The organism is Ornithobacterium rhinotracheale DSM 15997, from assembly GCF_000265465.1.
Classification (GTDB): Bacteria; Bacteroidota; Bacteroidia; order Flavobacteriales; family Weeksellaceae; genus Ornithobacterium; species Ornithobacterium rhinotracheale.
In genome coordinates, this window is the sequence record NC_018016.1 from 1,540,001 (window position 1) to 1,558,113 (window position 18,113).

An 18,113-nucleotide genomic window follows, 5' to 3' on the forward strand; every position below is an offset into this window, starting at 1 on the left:
AATGAAACTTCTAATCAAACAGATGAAAATTATTTAGATTTAGTAAATAAAGGCATTCAACATTGTTTAAGAGGAGATGTTTTTCAAATTGTATTGAGTCGAAGATTTTCTCAGTCATACGAGGGTGATGAGTTTCAAGTGTATCGTGCTTTGCGTAGCATTAATCCATCTCCGTACTTATATTATTTTGATTATACTGATTATAAAATTTTTGGTTCAAGTCCAGAAAGTCAAATTATGCTTCAAGATGGTGAGGCAAAAATTCACCCCATTGCAGGGACTTTTAAACGCACAGGCAACGATAGCCAAGATGCCGAGTTATCTAAAAATTTATTAAGTGACGAGAAAGAGAATGCGGAACACACTATGCTTGTGGATTTGGCAAGAAATGATTTAAGCAAGTTTTGCAAAAATGTGCGTGTAACGAAGTATAAAGAAATTCAGTGGTTTTCGCATGTGATACACATGGTGAGCGAAGTGAAGGGGGATTTTACAAAATCTGAAAATCCGTTTGATTTAATTGCAGGAACTTTTCCACAAGGAACTTTAAGTGGCTCGCCTAAACACAGAGCACTTGAAATTATAGACCAATTAGAACCCACTTCTCGAGAATATTATGGCGGGTGTATCGGTTTTGTGGGGCTAAATGGAAGTGTGAATAAAGCGATAACGATTCGCTCGTTTTTAGCCAAAGAAAATAAATTGCATTACCAAGCAGGGGCGGGAGTTGTAGAAAAATCAATTCCTGAAAATGAACGAAAAGAAGTGCTAAATAAATTGGGGGCTTTGACCAAAGCGATAGACAAAGCTGAAAAACTTTAATGATACTACCATGAAAATATTATTATTTGATAATTACGATTCTTTTACTTATAATTTGGTACATTACTTAGAAGATATAATTTCGGAGAATGATACCATAGAGGTGCAAAAAAATGACCAAATAAGCCTTGAGGAAATTAATAATTATGATTTACTAGTACTCTCTCCAGGTCCAGGAGTTCCGTCTGAGGCGGGAATTTTAATCGATGTGATTAAAGAATATGTTGGTAAAAAACCGATTTTAGGCGTTTGTTTGGGCATGCAAGCCATTGCAGAGGCTTTTGGTGGAAGTTTAAAAAATCTTTCTAAAGTGCATCATGGCGTAGCCAGTAATTTAGTTTTGGCTGAAGAAAAAACTGTGTTATATGAAAATTTAGAATCACCAATCCCTGTGGGGAGATACCACAGTTGGGTTGTAAATCCAGCGGATTTCCCAGAAGAATTGGTAATTACTTCTACTGACGAAGGAGGCGAAATCATGTCTTTAAAACATCGTGAATATCCAATCGAGGCAGTTCAATTTCACCCAGAAAGTATTTTGACACCGCAAGGAAAACAAATGATGCGCAATTTTATAGAATATATTAAAACTAAAAAATGAAAGAAATACTCCAATATTTGTTCAGCTACAACACGCTAAACTACGAAGAAGCAAAGTCCATTATGTTGCAGATTCCGCAAGGCGTGTTCAATGATGCAGAAATCACATCTTTCATCACTGTAATGATGATGCGTAGCATAAGAATCGAGGAATTGAGAGGTTTTTCTGATGCTTTGATAGAGATGGCTCACCCCATTAATCTCGGCACAAGAGATTTAGTCGATATTGTGGGAACGGGGGGCGATGGCAAAAATACTTTTAATATTTCGACTTTGGCATGTTTTGTCGTGGCTGGAGCTGGGCAGAAAGTGGCAAAACACGGAAACTATGGTTCGTCATCGGTTTCAGGCTCGTCCAATGTTATGGCTCATATGGGTTATGAATTTACCAATGACGAAGCCGCTTTGCAACGACAGCTTAGCGAGGCTAATATTTGTTTTATGCACGCACCAAAATTTCATCCGTCGTTGGGGAAAGTTGCACCGATTCGTAAAAATTTAGGTTTTCGCACATTTTTTAATATGGTGGGGCCACTTGTAAATCCTGCCAAACCTAAGCATTCCATGCTGGGGGTATTTAATTCAGAAATGGGACGAATTTATAATTACTTATTGCAGGAGCGCGAGGAGCATTTTATGATTGTGCATTCGCTTGAGGGCTACGACGAAATTTCGCTCACAGGCGAATCGGTCATCACCACAGAGAAAGGTACTAAGCTTCTAAATCCGCAAGAGCTTTTAAGCCAAAAAGTAAAAGCCGAAGAATTATATGGCGGAAATACCACCGAGGAAGCAGCGCAAATTTTCAAAAACATTTTAGAAGGAAAAGGGACAAAGGCACAGAACGAAGTCGTAATTACCAATGCGGCTTTAGCCTTAGAAAATACCAATAAATTCGGAGATTTTGCCACCTGCCGAGCCATGGCAGAGGAAAGCCTAATGAACGGAAAAGCTTTGCAATCACTTCAACAATTAATTAAAAACCAATGAGCATTTTAGATAAAATCGTAGCGCATAAAAAGGAGGAAATCGAATTCGAGAAACGAAGAATCTCGGTAGAAGAATTGATGGATCGCAAGCATTTTCATCGCAAGAGCATGAATTTTGCTTGGCATTTAAAAGAAGATCCATTTGGGATCATTGCCGAATTTAAAAGAAAATCTCCGTCCAAAAGCGATATCAATATTGGGGCAAAAGTAGAAGATATTGTCCCGATTTATAAAGCATGCGGGGCTGCTTGTGTTTCGGTGCTCACAGATTCGCATTTCTTTGGCGGCAGTTTGGAGGATTTAAAAAATGCCCGAAAATACGGTTTGCCTTTGTTGCGCAAAGACTTTATTTTAGATCCGTATCAATTATATCAAGCCAAAGCCTTTGGTGCAGACGCCGTTTTGCTAATTGCTAATATTTTAGAACGAAATCAAATCAAGGATTTAACCGATTATGCCAAGGATTTAGGATTGCAAGTTTTGCTTGAATTTTATGGTGGAGAGGATTTCTCAAAATATTATAACAAAGTGAAAATGGTAGGCATCAATAACCGAAATTTAAACACTTTTGAGGTAGATTATCAGCACGCAATTCGTATGCGAAACGAGTTGCCAGCCGAGGTTTTGAGCGTGGCTGAAAGTGCTATTTACTCGCCCGAGATTTATTTGGAATTAAAAAAGAATGGTTTTGATGCATTTTTGATGGGCGAATATTTTATGAAAACGAACCAGCCAGAAGAGACTTTTAAAAACTTTATCCAAGCGATTCAACCATGAAACTAAAAGTTTGCGGGCTCACTCAAATGGAACAAATCCAAGAGCTTATGGCTCTTGGGGTGGATTATTTGGGATTTATTTTTTATCCTAAATCGCCACGCTATGTGCTCAACCATTTAAGCCTTGAAAAAATCGCAGAAATTCCATTTTCGCAAAAAGTGGGGGTGTTTGTAAACGAAGATTTAGCCCAATTGCTTAAAATTGTAAATACGGCAAATTTAAATTTGGTGCAATTGCATGGCGATGAAGACGAAATGTATCTCCAAAATTTGAGAGAAAAATTAAATCCTGAAGTAAAAATCATCAAAGTTTGTAGAGTGGGAGAAAATTTAAACTTGCCCAAAAATCATCAAAATATCGATTTTTTGCTTTTCGATACCGATTCTAAAGCCTATGGCGGAACGGGGAAAACTTTTGATTGGCAACTTTTAAATCAAGTGAAAACAGACCAAAAGTATTTTTTAAGCGGAGGCGTAAGTTTAAATAATTTAGCCCAAGCTAAAAATCTAAACCCCAAACCGTTTGCCTTGGACATCAATAGTAAATTTGAGATTTCGGCAGGGGTGAAAGATCTGGAACTTATAGCACAAATGAAGGAGCTAATGAAAGTATAGCGATAAAGAAAATAAGAATTTTTGGTATTTTTTTCAATAAATGATTTTGAGGAGTAGAAGAATGCACGGTAGGAGTTCATAAAATTGATAATTTATCAAAGAATAGCGTGTAGGAATAGAAGAATGAATGGTAGGAGTGCAAGAATAGCGTGTAGAAATAGAAAAATGACCAGTAGGATTGTATAAATGGCTTGTAGGAATGCGAAAATAAAGAATTTTTAAACAAGAAAACAATAAAATAAAACAAAATGAATTATAGAAATCCAGATAAAAACGGCTATTATGGAGAATTTGGAGGTGCATTTGTCCCTGAAATGCTCTACCCCAATGTGCAAGAATTGCAAGAAAATTATTTGAAAATCATAGAGAGCGAATCGTTTAAAAACGAATTTAATGATTTGCTTAAAAACTATGTGGGGCGCGAGACGCCACTGTATTTTTCTAAAAAATTAAGCGAAAAATATGGAGCACAAATTTATCTCAAGCGCGAAGATTTAAACCACACGGGGGCGCATAAAATCAATAATGCGCTGGGGCAAGCACTTTTAGCCAAAAAATTGGGAAAACATAGAATTATTGCCGAAACGGGCGCAGGACAACACGGCGTGGCTACGGCTACGGCTTGTGCTTTGCTCGATATGGAATGCATTGTTTACATGGGCGCAGTCGATATTGAAAGACAAGCACCCAATGTGGCTCGTATGGAAATGCTCGGTGCGAAGGTAGTGCCTGCAACTTCGGGCTCTAAAACGCTAAAAGACGCTGTAAATGAGGCGTTGAGAGATTGGATCAATAATCCAACAACTACACACTACATCATTGGGAGTGCCGTGGGGCCTCACCCTTTCCCTGATATGGTGGCGAGATTTCAAAGTGTGATTTCGGAGGAAATCAAAAAGCAATTAAACGAAAAAATCGGACGAGAAAATCCTGATTATGTGATTGCTTGCGTGGGAGGTGGAAGTAATGCCGCAGGAACATTTTACCATTTTGTAAACGAAGAATCGGTGAAAATTATCGGAGCAGAAGCGAGCGGACTTGGTGTTGATTCTGGCGAAACGGCAGCGACTACGGCTTTAGGTACGGTGGGAGTTTTGCACGGGTTCCAGAGTTTGGTTATGCAAACTAAAGATGGACAAGTGATTGAGCCTTATTCTATTTCGGCAGGATTAGATTATCCAGGAATTGGACCTATGCACGCTAATTTATTTACGCAAAAACGAGCAGAATTTATTCCTGTATCAGATGATGAAGCATTGAAAGCAGCTTATGAATTAACGAGAGAAGAAGGAATAATCCCAGCACTCGAAAGCTCGCATGCACTTGCGATTTTACCTAAGAAAAACTTTAAAAAAGACGATGTTGTGGTAATTTGTTTAAGCGGAAGAGGAGACAAAGACATGGCGACTTATTTGAAAAAAATGAACGAATTTTAAACCTAAAGAAATGAAAAAATTAAATATATATTTCACAGCAGGAATGCCAGCTTTGGAAGACACGGCAGAAATTGCGCGTGTGGCACAAGAGGCGGGTGCTGATATGCTTGAAATTGGAATTCCGTATTCTGATCCCGTGGCAGATGGTCCTGTGATTCAAGATGCGCACATGAAAGCCCTTGCCAACGGAATGACGATTGAAAAATTGTTTGAGCAATTGGCTACGATTAAAGAAACAGTAACGATTCCCAAAATTCTGATGGGATACTTGAATCCCGTTTTGCAATTTGGGTTTGAGAATTTTTGTAAAAAATGTGCCGAAAATGGAATTTCTGGTTTGATTTTGCCTGATTTGCCACCCGTGGAATTTGAGAAAAAATACGGTGCAATCCTTCAAAAATATAATTTAAATTTCACTTTTTTGGTAACGCCCGAAACTTCAGACGAGCGTATCAAATATTTAGACAGTTTAAGCTCTGGTTTTGTGTATGCTGTGAGCTCATCGTCCACCACGGGCAATGCCGAAAAGCAGATTAATAACGAGGCTTATTTGGATAGATTGCAAAAATTAAATCTTAATAATCCCGTGATGATAGGTTTTGGGATTAAGAATAAAGCTGATTTTGAAAAAGTAACCCAGAAAGCCGATGGTGGAATCATCGGGACAGCTTTTGTAAAGATTTTGCTTGAAAACAAAGATTGGAAAGATAAGGCTAAAAGCTTTATTCAGTCGGTGAAGAATTAAGCTTTTAAGCTAAAGAAAAAAGGCGATTTCATTTTGAAATCGCCTTTTTTATGGTTTTTAAAATTTATTTATTCTTAAATTTTTGAATCCCTTCTTCTAGCCAATTCAAATATTTTTCGGGATCAAGTTCCGCCCCGATAGGTTCGTTGTATCGGTTAAAATCAGGATCGATGATGATGTACAATGGCTGAGAATTTGATTTAAATTCTTTAATCTGCAAAGCTGTCCATTTATCGCCTAAAGTTTTAAGTTTTCTGCCTTTTTCTTCAGAAAAAACTTGTTCAGCTTCTGGCAATTTTTCAAAGCTATCTACATACAAGGAAGCCAAAACCACATCGTTGCTCAATTTTTCTTTCACCTTTGGATTGCTCCACACATTTCCCTCCACACGGCGGCAGTTGGCACAAGTTTTTCCCGTAAAATCAAGCATCACAGGTTTGTTTACCTTTTTGGCATAAGCAAAGGCATCATCTAAATCATGAAAACTTGGAATTTGGTGCGGGCCATAATGTGCGTTTGGTGGCAAATCGCTTGCTTCGCTGGAAGTGGAGCTTACACGACCAGAAAGTCCCATTGGGGATTCGCTATAAATCTGAGGAGGAATCAAGCCGTCTACAATTTTAAGCGGTGCGCCCCAAATACCAGGTAATAAATAAAATACAATCACAAAGCTGACTAAGGCAAATAATAATCTCGGTGTGCCGATACGCTCTGTTACGCTATCCAATGGCATGCGGAAAACATTTAATAAGTATAATCCCATGACAAAGAAAATCGCTACCCAAGCGGCTACGAAAATTTCTCTCTCAAGCCAGTGCAAGTCTAGCACCATATCTGCGTTTGACAAGAATTTCATTGCAAAAGCCAATTCAATAAAACCAAGACAAACTTTTACTGTGTTAAGCCAGCCTCCTGAGCTTGGCAATGAATTTAACCAGCTTGGGAAAATAGCAAATAAAGTAAATGGCAATGCCAAAGCAAATGAGAATCCAAACATTCCAATGGCAGGCGCAAGAATTTGTCCGCCACGGGCTGATTCTACCAATAAAGTCCCTACGATAGGTCCTGTACACGAGAATGAAACGAGCACCAAAGTAAGAGCCATAAAGAAGATACCAATGTATCCCCCTTTGTCAGCGTTTTTGTCGGCTTTGTTAATCCATTTAGAAGGTAAAGTAATTTCAAACGCGCCAAAGAATGAAACAGCGAAAATAATGAAAATAACAAAAAATGCAAAGTTCAAAACAGGGTGCGAAGCAATTTCGTTTAAGGCACTTGCCCCAAAAATTAAGGTAACTAATAAGCCTAAACCTACATAAATGGTAATGATTGAAACACCGTAAACAAATGCTTTGAAAATCCCCGAACCGCGTGTTTTGCTTTGTTTGGTAAACATACTCACCGTTAGCGGAATCATAGGGAACAAGCAAGGCATCAACAAGGCGGCAAATCCACCTAAAAGTCCAAGAATGAAAATATCAAATAATCCTTTTTTCTTTTCTTGTTTCTGTGCTTCTTTGTGCGTGGCAGATGTTACATCTGTTTTATTTTGCTGAATAGTATCAACGGTGAAAGCCCCTGCATTTTCGTTTAATAAAGCAGAGTCTACAGTTGCAGGCTGTGTTTCGGTTTGCGTGTTTTCTGCTACGGTAGTTTCTTGTGTTGCGTTAGCAGAAGCTGCAGAAGCTTTTAAATCAAAGCTAAATTCCTTGTAATCAGGAGCTATGCAACGAGAGTCATCACAAGCTTGGAAAGTTACATCTACGGCAACTTTGGTGTCTTTGAGTGCTTTTACCTCTTGGGTAAAGGTTACTTTGTTTTCGTAGAATTTATGTTGTTCGTTGAACGCAGGCACAAATTCATCGTGTAATTTCCCGCTTTCTTTTATTTTACCTACGAGTTCATAATCTTTATTTTTCTTCCAATCAAATGAAGTTGGAATCCCCACGCCACCCTCAGGGTGCTGGATAGAGTAGATGTGCCAGCCCGCATCCATCGTTGCTGTGAAAATTAATTGGTAATTGCCATTTTCAAGCGTTTTTTGCTCGGTTTTCCAGTGGACTGGATTGAGCATTTGAGCCAGTGCAAATCCACAAATGATGGTAAATAAAAGACTTAGTCTAATTTTTGTAAATTCAAACATAGTTCAGTATTCTTGTTTATTGTAAATCTTTGGTCTTGGCGCATTCCCACCACCCACATAATCTCATCGTTGGCAGTAGTGAGTACCCAAGTTTTTTCTTTTTGTAATTTATTTAATTTTAAATCTTTAAAAAACTTGCTCAGTTTCTTTTTGCCGTTCATTCCCGCAGGATAAAAGAAATCGCCATTTTGTGGTTTTCTTAATTTCAGCGGAAAAGAAACTTTATCGGCATCAAATGTAATTAAATTTTGCGAATTTTTATTTTGGTCTAAAGTGAATTTCCACGAGAATGGCTTATGGATTTCTTCATTCAAGGCTAAGAAATAAATTGCATCAAAATCGATTTTTTCATTTTTAGTCAAGATTAAATGCTTGCGATCTTTGATTAAACGATAATTTTCGTTAGCAATTTCGGCACTGTTTTCGGCATAAATTAGCTTTTTGATTTCCTGAGGAGCAGTGAAACCATAAGTTTTAAATAAATGAAAAAGATAAGTGTCTAGCGGAATTAATTCGCTTAATTCTTTAATTTTAATAAAAATCGAATTATCGGTGTTGGGGCTAAATAATTTATCTTTTAATGCTTGAATGTGATTATCTATAATCATTTCGTCTTGTTGCAGAAAATTAATGCTTTTTTCAAAACCAAAACGATATTCGGGGCATTTTTCCTCTAATTCAGGCAAAACCACATTGCGCAAGTGATTGCGTAAATAATCATTTTCTGCATTGCTTTTATCCTCTCTCCAGGGAATATTATGTGCAATGGCATATTCCAGAATTTGCTTTTTGGTGGTTTTTAACAAAGGTCGCCAAATACCATTGTTAAATATTTCCATTCCCGCAACGCCTTCAATGCCAGAACCTCGCAAAAGATTGATGATTAAAGTCTCGATATTGTCGTCCAAGTGATGAGCCGTAGCCAAACAATCAAAATGCTGTTTTTCTATAATTTTTCGAAACCAAGCATAGCGTAGCTCTCTCGCAGCCATTTGGGTAGAGAGTTTATTTTCTTTTTTAAAAGATTTGGTGTCAACCGATTTTGTGAAAAAATCAATTCCATATTCTTTGCAAAAAGATTTGACCAAGGCTTGGTCTTTGTCGCAATCTTTAGGTCTTAAATTAAAATTCATATGAGCAGCTGCCACTTTTATATCGTGCGAGTGCAGCAGGTGCAATAAAACCATGCTATCTGCCCCACCGCTGGTAGCCACAAGAATTTTTTTATTAAAAAATGTGTCTAAATCAGAAACTAATCCCAAAACTTGAATTTTTTATCAAAATACTCTTCTCGATAAATTTTTAAAAATAGTAGGAAAAGGCTGATTAACAAAGGACCAAAGACTAATCCCAAGAAACCAAATAGCGGAATCCCAACAATGATTCCAAAAAGAGTAACTAGTGGGTGAATTTCTGCCAAAGATTTTTGAACAACAATTCTAAAAAGATTATCGGTGGAGCCTACGACGATGATTCCATAAAGTGCTAGCCAGATCGCGCCTGCTGTATCGCCTTGGTAATACATGATTAAAACCACTGGAACTAGCCCTATGGCAGTCCCGATAAATGGGATAACAGAGCCCACCGTGGTAACGGCGAACCAGAAAATAGGTGTAGGAGCGTCGAAAATCCAGAATCCGATTAATGCCACAACTCCTTGGCAAAGTGCCACCATAGGAATCGCAATGGCGTTTGATTTTACCATTTCTATGGATTCTTTGCTAATGCGGTTGAAGTTTTTGTCCCCAAGTGGTAAATAAGATTGAATTTGGTCTTTAATCTTATCAAAATTGATAAGCATAAAGTATAATAGAAACACAAAAATACCAAACACCACAGTCATTTCTAGCGTATTGTTAGAAGCTCCTTGAACTACTTTTGTAATCAAAGGTTCGGGATTCGATTCCTTGATTCTGCTAGAAATATCTATGTCTAAATATTGCTCTAGAGCGTGCAATTTGTTAAGGAAAAGCTCAGTATATCGATCATTATTTTGTATAATATCCTTCACGCGATTGGTGAGCAAAAGGGCGATTCCTGCAATGGGTAACAACACAACAATAAAGGTGAAAAGCATTAAAATACTTGCTGCTAACCAGCGTTTCATACCCCAGCCCACCATTTTTCGCATCCAGCCTTTGGTGAGCACAAACATAATGATGGCTCCCAAGATTCCAGAAATGTATGGAGCTAGTTCTCTAGAGATAAAATAGCCTAAAAATAAAATACAGGCAATGATAAATAGTTGCCTAACCATCTTGTTTGAGATAGGGTGTCTTTTTAGCATAATAAAAATGTCATTTTTAGTAATTAGGAGCCAAAGATAAATTTAATTTATGACAAAATGTCTTGCGTGGGCGGTAAAATTTTCAAAAAAATAATAAAAAATGGAATGGTATAGGTTTTGTCTTAGAGAAAGCAAATAATTTAATCAATTAAAAAAGAAATTTAACTAAATAAAATTAAGAATATGAGTAAAATAATAGGAATAGATTTAGGTACCACCAACTCTTGTGTGGCTGTAATGGAAGGTAGCGATCCTACCGTAATCCCAAATGCTGAAGGGAAAAGAACAACCCCATCAGTAGTTGCATTTACAGAAAATGGAGAAATAAAAGTGGGTGACCCTGCCAAAAGACAGGCTGTAACCAACCCGCACAGAACCATCTTTTCAATCAAAAGATTTATAGGAGATAAATACTCTGAAATCCAAAACGAGGTGAAACGCGTTCCTTACGAAGTAGTAAAAGGACCAAACGATACTCCAAAAGTGAAAATCGATGACAGAGAATATACTCCGCAAGAGATTTCTGCAATGATTCTTCAAAAAATGAAAAAAACTGCAGAAGATTATCTTGGACAAGAAGTAACTCGTGCCGTGATCACTGTGCCAGCTTACTTTAACGATGAGCAAAGACAAGCTACCAAAGACGCTGGAGAAATTGCAGGTCTTAAAGTAGAAAGAATCATCAACGAGCCTACGGCTGCTGCGTTGGCTTATGGTTTGGATAAAAAACACGAAGACCAAAAAGTGGCTGTGTATGACTTAGGTGGAGGTACTTTTGATATCTCAATCCTTGAATTAGGAGACGGAGTATTCGAAGTATTGTCTACAAACGGAGACACTCACTTAGGGGGTGATGACTTTGACGATAAAATCATCGATTGGTTGGTAGATGAGTTTAAAAAAGACGAAGATTTTGATTTAAGACAAGATCCTATGGCACTTCAAAGATTGAAAGAAGCTGCTGAGAAAGCTAAAATTGAATTGTCGTCTTCTACCCAAACAGAAATTAACTTACCATATATCACAGCGACTCCTTCAGGTCCAAAACACTTGGTGAAAACTTTATCAAGAGCAAGATTTGAGGATATGACCGCTGACTTGGTAAAAAGATCAATGGAGCCTTGTAGAAAAGCATTACAAGATGCTGGACTTTCAGCTTCTGATATCGATGAAGTAATCTTGGTGGGTGGTTCTACAAGAATCCCTAAAATCCAAGAAGAAGTAGAAAGCTTCTTTGGCAAAAAACCATCAAAAGGTGTAAACCCAGATGAGGTAGTAGCTATCGGTGCTGCGATCCAAGGTGGAGTGCTTACAGGAGATGTAAAAGATGTATTGTTGCTTGATGTAACACCACTTTCACTTGGTATTGAAACCATGGGAGGAGTGTTCACAAAACTTATCGAAGCCAACACCACAATCCCTACTAAAAAATCTGAAGTGTTCTCAACAGCGGCAGACAATCAGCCAGCAGTAACCATCAGAGTAGGACAAGGTGAGCGTTCTATGTTTGCGGACAACAAAGAAATCGGTAGATTTGATTTGGTAGATATTCCACCAGCACCAAGAGGAGTTCCTCAAATCGAAGTAACTTTCGATATAGATGCTAATGGTATCATGAAAGTTTCTGCCAAAGATAAAGGAACTGGAAAAGAGCAATCAATCAAAATTGAATCTTCATCAGGATTATCTGAAGCCGATATCGAAAGAATGAAAAAAGAAGCAGAAGAAAACGCTGCCAAAGATAAAGAGGCAAAAGAGAAAATCGATAAGTTGAATGCTGCAGACCAAATGATTTTCCAAACTGAAAAACAATTGAAAGAATACGGTGAGAAAATCAGTGCAGACAAAAAACAACCAATCGAAGATGCTTTGGCAGAGCTTAAAAAAGCACACGAAGCGCAAGACATAGCACAAGTAGATGCTGCTATGGAAAAAATTAACAATGCATGGAATGCTACATCTCAAGAGCTATACGCTGCCATGAACGAAAACGGAGGCGCACAAGCAGGACCTACTCCAGATGCAGGAGCAGGCAATGCACAAAACGCCGGCGGAGACGATGTGGAAGATGTAGACTTCGAAGAGGTGAAATAGTTTAAAACTAAATTTTTATAAAACGAAAATCGCAGTAAGTATTCTTACTGCGATTTTTTCTGTTTAAAATGTAAGCCATGCCACGATTTGGCATAGGTTGTTTTTAGCTTTGTATCGAAAATTAAGAAATCGAAAAATAAAAATATTACAGATTTTCGTAAGTTTGAGAAAAGAGGGAATTAGATTTAAAGATTTAAACATGGCTAAAAATACACTTAATCAATATATTTGGCTTGTCGATACGATTTATAGGGCTAAAAAAATTAGTTATGAACAGCTCAACGAAAAATGGCAAAATTCAAGTCTAAGTGAAGGAGAAGATTTGCCAATAAGGACTTTTCATAGATGGAAAAATAAGGTGCAGGAACTTTTTAACCTAAATATTGAATGCGAAACCAAAAATGGTTATAAATATTATTTGGAAGGGGAAGAAGAGATTGCTAAAAAAGGAATTAGAAATTGGCTATTAGAAACCATTTCGGTGAGCAATCTTTTGCTCGATAACGAATCCATTAAAAACCGAATTTTGATTGATGAGCGACCAGCTGGAATGTCAATTTTGCCTGAAATTATTAATGCCATTAAGAGAAATCATCCTATAGTGTTTGTGTATCAGAAATTCAGTGATAGTGCTGGCAGGAGATATGTTCTGAATCCTTACGGAATTAAGTTTTTCAAAAATCGCTGGTATATCGTTGGAGCTTTCAGTCATGATCCTGGGCGGTTACTGATTTTTGCACTCGATAGAATCAAGGATATTGAAGTGCAAAGAGAAAAAACTTTTGAATATGACAAAAATCAGAATTTGAGCGTTTTTTTTGAGGATTATTTCGGTGTAATTATCTCTAATGATGTGTCTAGAGAAAAAGTTGTATTTAAAATCATAGCCGAGCAAGTGCCATATCTGCGTTCGTTGCCTTTGCATCATTCTCAAAAAGAGATAGAACAAAATTCGGAATTTAGCTTGTTTCAGTTAGAAATTTATCCTACCTACGATTTCATGCAAGAAATTCTTTCGCTAGGAGACAAGGCGGAAATTATTTCTCCCGAATGGCTCAGAAATCATATAAAAACTAAAGGCTAGATTCAAGCACTAAATGCAACATTTTCCACAAATGTATAAAAAACATCACGAGGCTTGCAAAACTTTAACACTTTAAACGGTCTATCGTTTATCTCTTTTTGCACCGATTTCAGATTATTAGCGGTACTTTTTGTAATTGCCGAACCTTTTTTTACATACTGTCTAATAAGTTTGTTCATGTGCTCAATTTGCCCCTTTTGCCAACTAGAGTATGGATTTGTAAAATAAATCTGTGCTTGCAGTTTATTGGACACTATATCATGATTTGAAAACTCTAAACCATTATCCACGGTTATTGATTTGACCACTTTTTTATAAGGAAGTAACACATCAATAATAGCACGAGCGACCACATCAGCTGTTTTATTTGGTATATACTTTACAAACAAAAACCTTGATACTCTTTCCGTAAGTGTCAGCAAATAACCCTTATGATTTTTGCCCTCTACTAAATCACCCTCCCAGTGTCCGAACTCCTTACGCTCATTCACAACCTGCGGGCGTTCTTCTATACTAGTGCGGTTCTTTATCTTTCCAACAATTTTAGAAACCTGTGCCTTTCTCTTTTTCAAAGCGTGCCTGCAATATTTATATAATTTACCACCTTTCAATTTATCAGCCCTTATATATTGGTAAATTCTTTCCACTGAAACCATAGCAAACCCCATTTTTTTGCAATACCCCACAATCTGCAGGGGCGAATATCTTTTATACAAAAATTGTCTTACTCTTTTCTCAATGTCTTTTGTAAAGCGTCTATAACGCAAAAAACGCTCTTTCTTTTCAGAATAGAGCGTCTGTGCAGTCTTTGCTTTATACTTTCCTTTCTTCGTTCGGTTCCTCCTCACTTCACGGCTTATCGTAGATTTATCCCTTTTCAGTTCACGGGCTATTTTAGAGATAGACCAACCAGCCGTTAAATACGCCTCTATTTTAGCCCTTTCACACAAATCTAAATGTTTAAATCTCCGTGCCATCACTCACCATTTATTAATCTACTTATCTTCAAACCATATCCATAAACCTCACCCTTCGTACAAAAATCATCATAAAGTGGATTAATAAAAAAATCAAAATAAGCAATCAAATGCCCTTTATTCTTAAAAGTTTCTCATCTAAAGAATTAGATAAATTCAAAATATCATCACAATTACTTATATATTCTTTTAACTCTTTTTCAATGTACTTAATCTGTTTTTCAGTGTAGTACTTTCTTATTTCTTTTTTTGCCTCCTTGCTTTGTGCATATCCAGCGGTTACGGCTAAACATAATCCAAATGATAGTAATATTTTTTTCATGATTTTAAGTGATTTTTAAATATGTTAATACCATTATCAAAACAAATGCCAAATAGTGCAAAGCAAAAAGATAAAAAAAAAAGAAACCACACCAACAAAGGTGCAGTCTCTCTCATTATTCAAAACAAACAAATTAATTTAAAAATCTTGGTATATAGTTTCCATTGTAGAAGCGTCTTAAATACTCCCCAGTCCTACGGTCATACACATTAAAATATTTCCAATCTCTAAACTTGGAACTATCAAGCCACTTGCTGAACCTGTGTAAATCGTGCACATATTGCATTTTGAACACTCCAAAGGCTCCGAAAACTATACACGAATAATCATTTTTATGGCTCATTACTCAACACCTTTAATCTCCTCTTCTGCGTCATACAACAGGAAAGGTCCAGTACCTGCATAATGATACTCTTGTCCTGGCTCTAATTCGCAAACTGCATGACTATACGCGTCCGATACATCAAGATAGACCCCAACAAATTTACTAGTACTATTTCTAAAGTGATATCCGTTTTTATTCTTCGTTACAACAAAACCATCATAAAAAGTTCCAACATTATAACTTAACAAAATCGCTGAATTTGAATCATATCCATCTATAAAATTTGGTAAATCTTTCACAGGTTCTCCGTCCAATGGTATCAACCTTTTATAAATAACATAATCAGACTTGTCAATCAAATAACGCCTAAATGCATTAGCGGTATAAAAATATGGACCTACTTGATAATAACAATTATCCGATAAATCAATTGTAGAAACCTCTCGACACAAAAGCTCACTCCTAAACTTTCTATTATCAATAACTATCACACAATCACTCATCTTTTTTATCTTTTAAATCTTTAATTTTCTTTTTTGCAAAGCTATACGCAAAATCAAGCACAATAGCCAATAAACTTGCTAGAAGCGGTTTTAGCTCATCAAACGAAACCGCCCCCGTAAATCCTAATATACTATAAATCTTTGTCCTATCTACAAAATTTGTCATATCTCTTTATTTTTTGTTTAACTCAATTGTTCAAAACCCCCATTACTATCAAGCTGAATATTTGAAACCTGCGCCTTTACATATCCCAACAAATCTATATAATGCCCATGCTCAACAAGATATTCTTTTTCCCCATCATTATAACTCTGAATTACACGTGTAGTTTCACCATATAAATTTAATACCCTGCAATGCCCAGTTGATGGCATTCTAAATAGAGCAAGTCCACCCATGCCAGTTATTTTAACTTTCTCGGGCTCCTCACAATCATAATGAAATTTTACAGGAACTTCACTTATTTGGTTGCAATTATTTTTCTTCTCAAGCAACTTCTTTCTAATTTCTTCTTGTTCTTTACGCTTTCTTTCTTCCTGCTCCCTTCTCTTTTCTTCCTCACATTCAGAACAAAAATCATTTGCCTGCTCCTCCTGCAGTTTTTTAACCACATCACTTTTTACTGGTATTTTTCCCTTCTGTTTTTCTGATTGCATCATATCATCAACTTTTTGACTAAATGCTTTTTCATTTCTCACTGCAGAACCGCCTTTTGCAAAAACCTTATCAAACTTTGGTTTTTCTACTTTGGGCAAACTCACAGGTTCCTTGAATTTATTTGTATCCAGTGGCAACAAGGAATTATCTCCTGTGCTTACTTTCTCCTTTATACTCGTCTTTTTGGTCAATCTAAATAATAGATAGATTATTAAAAAGATGAATAACCAAAACTTAATTTTTCTTTTTTCTCGCTGTGTCATAACCTATTTTTTTAAATAAGAATTAAAAACATTTTCAAACTTTTGAGCATAAGAGGCTATATCTTTTGCTCTATCTGTAGAATTAACAACCCTTCTTGCATTGTAATAATCTGTTTTATTTTCATTACAATAAAGCTTTAAAGAAACACCCGTTAAATTATTAGGTTTATCAGCCATCATCATTTTTATGGTCATTAAAGCATTTAAACGCTTATCATTTACTATTAAATCTGGATTTGACAAAACATCTACACCAGAAAACTCTTTAAACTTAGTATATAAATGCCTACCAGTCCACTGGCAATATCCACGACCAAAAAAACGAGCTCCATCACCTTTATATTTATTACTTAAATTCTTTCTTCTACTAGCTGGATTATAACACCAAGATTGTACGCCATACTTCCACTCCATGTACACAGCCTTTTCAGCACTAACACCAAATGTATCTGCAATCTTCAAAAACTCGTTAAACTCCCTTAATTTATCCCCTTTAAGCGTTTTCTTCAAAACAGAAATTTTATCATTATAACGCTCACGCAATAAACTAAATTGACCCATTTCATGATATGCTGTAGCCATTATATAAGATGCTTGATTTATCAACAAATCACCACTTTTAATTTGATTTATTAATATATCAAACAAAGTATAACCCCAATCAGCATATGAATTATATCCTTTGGCAAATCTCAATCCATTAGGTACTAAAAGCATAGATAAAACACTTTTAGTCTCACTCTCTGTATTTGGAATATCAACGCCCACTAGTTCCAATTCTCCAAACTCAACTTTAGACTTTGGTTTTGATATTTTATAAGCCCACCAACTTCCAGCTAGCAGGGCAATTGCTTTTAAATATGTCATTTTTTTATCTCTTCTTTTATTTCTTCTCTTATTGCCCATATAACGATTTATTAAATTTATCCAAAACCTTTTGCCACTCTGGGTGAAGCTTTGGTTTTGGTGCGGGTATCTTAGGTTGATTATTTAACTTTGGACTTGGTGCGGAGCTCTTAGGTTGATTGTTTAACTTTGGTTTTGTCTTAATTGGAACAATACTTTTCCCCAACTCTATCCCATATTCCAATGGAGTTTTAAACGTTCTTACACCATGTGTAACATAATAAGGGTCAAAGGATCCAACCGAAAAAAACATTTTAAACATTTCAGACCAAAATCTAAAATTTGTCTTCACAAACTGTTCTGTAGTTTTTTCCTTTAAAACCAAAGGCTTTGCATCCTCCATTTTTTGTTTAACAACAGTTACAACTCTATTAAATCTACGAACTAACAAAAATATTATAAAAGCTATCAGCGATAACGCCAATAGCTTACTATTCTTCATCAAATCACTTAAAAACTTCATCCTTTAAAACTATCTTTAATGTGGTCCTTCAACACATCTGATAACATAATCATTCCAATGTAAACCACTGCAATTAAAACACTTGTAATTAATTTACTTGTCATC

The 18,113-nt window shown here is 36.4% G+C and carries 20 protein-coding genes (1 of these 20 cut by a window edge); 9 read left to right on the plus strand and 11 right to left on the minus strand.

The window, feature by feature from the left end; all coding sequences use genetic code 11:
* From ORNRH_RS07285 to trpA, 7 genes are all read left to right on the plus strand, one after another.
* Positions 1–822: the 3' portion of an anthranilate synthase component I family protein gene (locus tag ORNRH_RS07285; RefSeq protein ID WP_036601118.1), read on the plus strand. Its footprint begins 564 nt before the window's first position; the window shows 822 of its 1,386 coding nt (coding positions 565–1,386); the start codon falls outside the window, past its left edge; its stop codon occupies positions 820–822.
* 10 nt (positions 823–832) lie between these two features.
* Positions 833–1,423 carry an anthranilate synthase component II gene (locus ORNRH_RS07290; RefSeq protein WP_014791235.1) on the plus strand — a complete coding sequence of 197 codons (591 nt, stop codon included), beginning with the start codon at positions 833–835 and terminating at the stop codon, positions 1,421–1,423.
* Positions 1,420–2,412 carry an anthranilate phosphoribosyltransferase gene (trpD, locus tag ORNRH_RS07295; protein WP_014791236.1) on the plus strand — a complete coding sequence of 331 codons (993 nt, stop codon included), beginning with the start codon at positions 1,420–1,422 and terminating at the stop codon, positions 2,410–2,412. Before ORNRH_RS07290 ends, trpD begins: the two co-directional genes overlap by 4 nt.
* Positions 2,409–3,188, plus strand: a complete 780-nt coding sequence (gene trpC / locus ORNRH_RS07300; RefSeq protein ID WP_014791237.1) for an indole-3-glycerol phosphate synthase TrpC — start codon at positions 2,409–2,411, stop codon at positions 3,186–3,188. The genes trpD and trpC overlap by 4 nt, the downstream gene beginning before the upstream one ends.
* Positions 3,185–3,802, plus strand: a complete 618-nt coding sequence (locus ORNRH_RS07305) for a phosphoribosylanthranilate isomerase (RefSeq protein WP_014791238.1) — start codon at positions 3,185–3,187, stop codon at positions 3,800–3,802. Before trpC ends, ORNRH_RS07305 begins: the two co-directional genes overlap by 4 nt.
* A 248-nt stretch (positions 3,803–4,050) precedes the next feature.
* Entirely contained in the window at positions 4,051–5,238 is a 1,188-nt protein-coding gene (gene trpB, locus ORNRH_RS07310; RefSeq protein WP_014791239.1) for a tryptophan synthase subunit beta, read from the plus strand.
* Between the two features lie 10 nt (positions 5,239–5,248).
* Complete coding sequence (trpA, locus tag ORNRH_RS07315; RefSeq protein WP_014791240.1) at positions 5,249–5,983, plus strand: tryptophan synthase subunit alpha; 735 nt, start codon at positions 5,249–5,251, stop codon at positions 5,981–5,983.
* A gap of 64 nt (positions 5,984–6,047) precedes the next feature.
* Here the strand turns inward: trpA and ORNRH_RS07320 are convergent, their stop codons facing one another.
* Genes ORNRH_RS07320 through ORNRH_RS07330 form a run of 3 tightly spaced genes read right to left on the minus strand, consistent with a single transcriptional unit; the run spans position 6,048 to position 10,413 of the window.
* Positions 6,048–8,126: a protein-disulfide reductase DsbD family protein gene (locus ORNRH_RS07320; protein WP_014791241.1), complete on the minus strand. Its 2,079-nt coding sequence runs from the start codon at positions 8,124–8,126 to the stop codon at positions 6,048–6,050.
* Positions 8,099–9,388: a tRNA lysidine(34) synthetase TilS gene (gene tilS, locus ORNRH_RS07325; protein WP_014791242.1), complete on the minus strand. Its 1,290-nt coding sequence runs from the start codon at positions 9,386–9,388 to the stop codon at positions 8,099–8,101. The genes ORNRH_RS07320 and tilS overlap by 28 nt, the downstream gene beginning before the upstream one ends.
* Complete coding sequence (locus ORNRH_RS07330; protein WP_014791243.1) at positions 9,379–10,413, minus strand: AI-2E family transporter; 1,035 nt, start codon at positions 10,411–10,413, stop codon at positions 9,379–9,381. Before ORNRH_RS07330 ends, tilS begins: the two co-directional genes overlap by 10 nt.
* Positions 10,414–10,596: 183 nt before the next feature.
* Between ORNRH_RS07330 and dnaK the strand changes: the two genes are divergently transcribed.
* Both dnaK and ORNRH_RS07340 read left to right on the plus strand, forming a co-directional pair.
* On the plus strand, positions 10,597–12,507 hold the full coding sequence (gene dnaK, locus ORNRH_RS07335) for a molecular chaperone DnaK (RefSeq protein ID WP_014791244.1): 1,911 nt from the start codon (positions 10,597–10,599) through the stop codon (positions 12,505–12,507).
* A gap of 199 nt (positions 12,508–12,706) precedes the next feature.
* Positions 12,707–13,591: a helix-turn-helix transcriptional regulator gene (locus ORNRH_RS07340; protein WP_014791245.1), complete on the plus strand. Its 885-nt coding sequence runs from the start codon at positions 12,707–12,709 to the stop codon at positions 13,589–13,591.
* A gap of 2 nt (positions 13,592–13,593) precedes the next feature.
* On the opposite strand, the gene ORNRH_RS07345 is transcribed toward ORNRH_RS07340, so the two are convergent.
* The 8 genes from ORNRH_RS07345 to ORNRH_RS07370 form a co-directional block, all read right to left on the minus strand.
* Positions 13,594–14,568: an IS30 family transposase gene (locus ORNRH_RS07345; RefSeq protein WP_014791246.1), complete on the minus strand. Its 975-nt coding sequence runs from the start codon at positions 14,566–14,568 to the stop codon at positions 13,594–13,596.
* A gap of 106 nt (positions 14,569–14,674) precedes the next feature.
* Complete coding sequence (locus tag ORNRH_RS07350; protein WP_014791247.1) at positions 14,675–14,890, minus strand: hypothetical protein; 216 nt, start codon at positions 14,888–14,890, stop codon at positions 14,675–14,677.
* Between the two features lie 133 nt (positions 14,891–15,023).
* On the minus strand, positions 15,024–15,233 hold the full coding sequence (locus ORNRH_RS11960; protein WP_014791248.1) for a hypothetical protein: 210 nt from the start codon (positions 15,231–15,233) through the stop codon (positions 15,024–15,026).
* Positions 15,233–15,718: a hypothetical protein gene (locus tag ORNRH_RS07355; protein WP_014791249.1), complete on the minus strand. Its 486-nt coding sequence runs from the start codon at positions 15,716–15,718 to the stop codon at positions 15,233–15,235. The genes ORNRH_RS11960 and ORNRH_RS07355 overlap by 1 nt, the downstream gene beginning before the upstream one ends.
* Entirely contained in the window at positions 15,711–15,884 is a 174-nt protein-coding gene (locus ORNRH_RS12330) for a hypothetical protein (protein WP_014790229.1), read from the minus strand. The genes ORNRH_RS07355 and ORNRH_RS12330 overlap by 8 nt, the downstream gene beginning before the upstream one ends.
* A gap of 17 nt (positions 15,885–15,901) precedes the next feature.
* Positions 15,902–16,639, minus strand: coding sequence for a hypothetical protein (locus tag ORNRH_RS12410; protein ID WP_014790264.1), 738 nt, complete (start codon positions 16,637–16,639; stop codon positions 15,902–15,904).
* 3 nt (positions 16,640–16,642) lie between these two features.
* Positions 16,643–17,545 carry a hypothetical protein gene (locus tag ORNRH_RS11650; protein ID WP_014790227.1) on the minus strand — a complete coding sequence of 301 codons (903 nt, stop codon included), beginning with the start codon at positions 17,543–17,545 and terminating at the stop codon, positions 16,643–16,645.
* Positions 17,535–18,008, minus strand: coding sequence for a hypothetical protein (locus tag ORNRH_RS07370; RefSeq protein WP_014790226.1), 474 nt, complete (start codon positions 18,006–18,008; stop codon positions 17,535–17,537). The genes ORNRH_RS11650 and ORNRH_RS07370 overlap by 11 nt, the downstream gene beginning before the upstream one ends.
* Positions 18,009–18,113: the final 105 nt, after the last annotated feature.

Excerpts from the sequence above, each read along its gene's own strand:
- ORNRH_RS07290 (WP_014791235.1), top strand. The coding sequence starts at position 833 with ATGAAAATATTATTATTTGATAATTACGATTCTTTTACTTATAATTTG.
- trpD (WP_014791236.1), top strand. The coding sequence starts at position 1,420 with ATGAAAGAAATACTCCAATATTTGTTCAGCTACAACACGCTAAACTAC.
- trpC (WP_014791237.1), top strand. The coding sequence starts at position 2,409 with ATGAGCATTTTAGATAAAATCGTAGCGCATAAAAAGGAGGAAATCGAA.
- ORNRH_RS07305 (WP_014791238.1), top strand. The coding sequence starts at position 3,185 with ATGAAACTAAAAGTTTGCGGGCTCACTCAAATGGAACAAATCCAAGAG.
- trpB (WP_014791239.1), top strand. The coding sequence starts at position 4,051 with ATGAATTATAGAAATCCAGATAAAAACGGCTATTATGGAGAATTTGGA.
- trpA (WP_014791240.1), top strand. The coding sequence starts at position 5,249 with ATGAAAAAATTAAATATATATTTCACAGCAGGAATGCCAGCTTTGGAA.
- ORNRH_RS07320 (WP_014791241.1), bottom strand. The coding sequence starts at position 8,126 with ATGTTTGAATTTACAAAAATTAGACTAAGTCTTTTATTTACCATCATT.
- ORNRH_RS07330 (WP_014791243.1), bottom strand. The coding sequence starts at position 10,413 with ATGCTAAAAAGACACCCTATCTCAAACAAGATGGTTAGGCAACTATTT.
- dnaK (WP_014791244.1), top strand. The coding sequence starts at position 10,597 with ATGAGTAAAATAATAGGAATAGATTTAGGTACCACCAACTCTTGTGTG.
- ORNRH_RS07340 (WP_014791245.1), top strand. The coding sequence starts at position 12,707 with ATGGCTAAAAATACACTTAATCAATATATTTGGCTTGTCGATACGATT.
- ORNRH_RS07345 (WP_014791246.1), bottom strand. The coding sequence starts at position 14,568 with ATGGCACGGAGATTTAAACATTTAGATTTGTGTGAAAGGGCTAAAATA.
- ORNRH_RS07350 (WP_014791247.1), bottom strand. The coding sequence starts at position 14,890 with ATGAAAAAAATATTACTATCATTTGGATTATGTTTAGCCGTAACCGCT.
- ORNRH_RS11960 (WP_014791248.1), bottom strand. The coding sequence starts at position 15,233 with ATGAGCCATAAAAATGATTATTCGTGTATAGTTTTCGGAGCCTTTGGA.
- ORNRH_RS07355 (WP_014791249.1), bottom strand. The coding sequence starts at position 15,718 with ATGAGTGATTGTGTGATAGTTATTGATAATAGAAAGTTTAGGAGTGAG.
- ORNRH_RS12330 (WP_014790229.1), bottom strand. The coding sequence starts at position 15,884 with ATGACAAATTTTGTAGATAGGACAAAGATTTATAGTATATTAGGATTT.
- ORNRH_RS12410 (WP_014790264.1), bottom strand. The coding sequence starts at position 16,639 with ATGACACAGCGAGAAAAAAGAAAAATTAAGTTTTGGTTATTCATCTTT.
- ORNRH_RS11650 (WP_014790227.1), bottom strand. The coding sequence starts at position 17,545 with ATGGGCAATAAGAGAAGAAATAAAAGAAGAGATAAAAAAATGACATAT.
- ORNRH_RS07370 (WP_014790226.1), bottom strand. The coding sequence starts at position 18,008 with ATGAAGTTTTTAAGTGATTTGATGAAGAATAGTAAGCTATTGGCGTTA.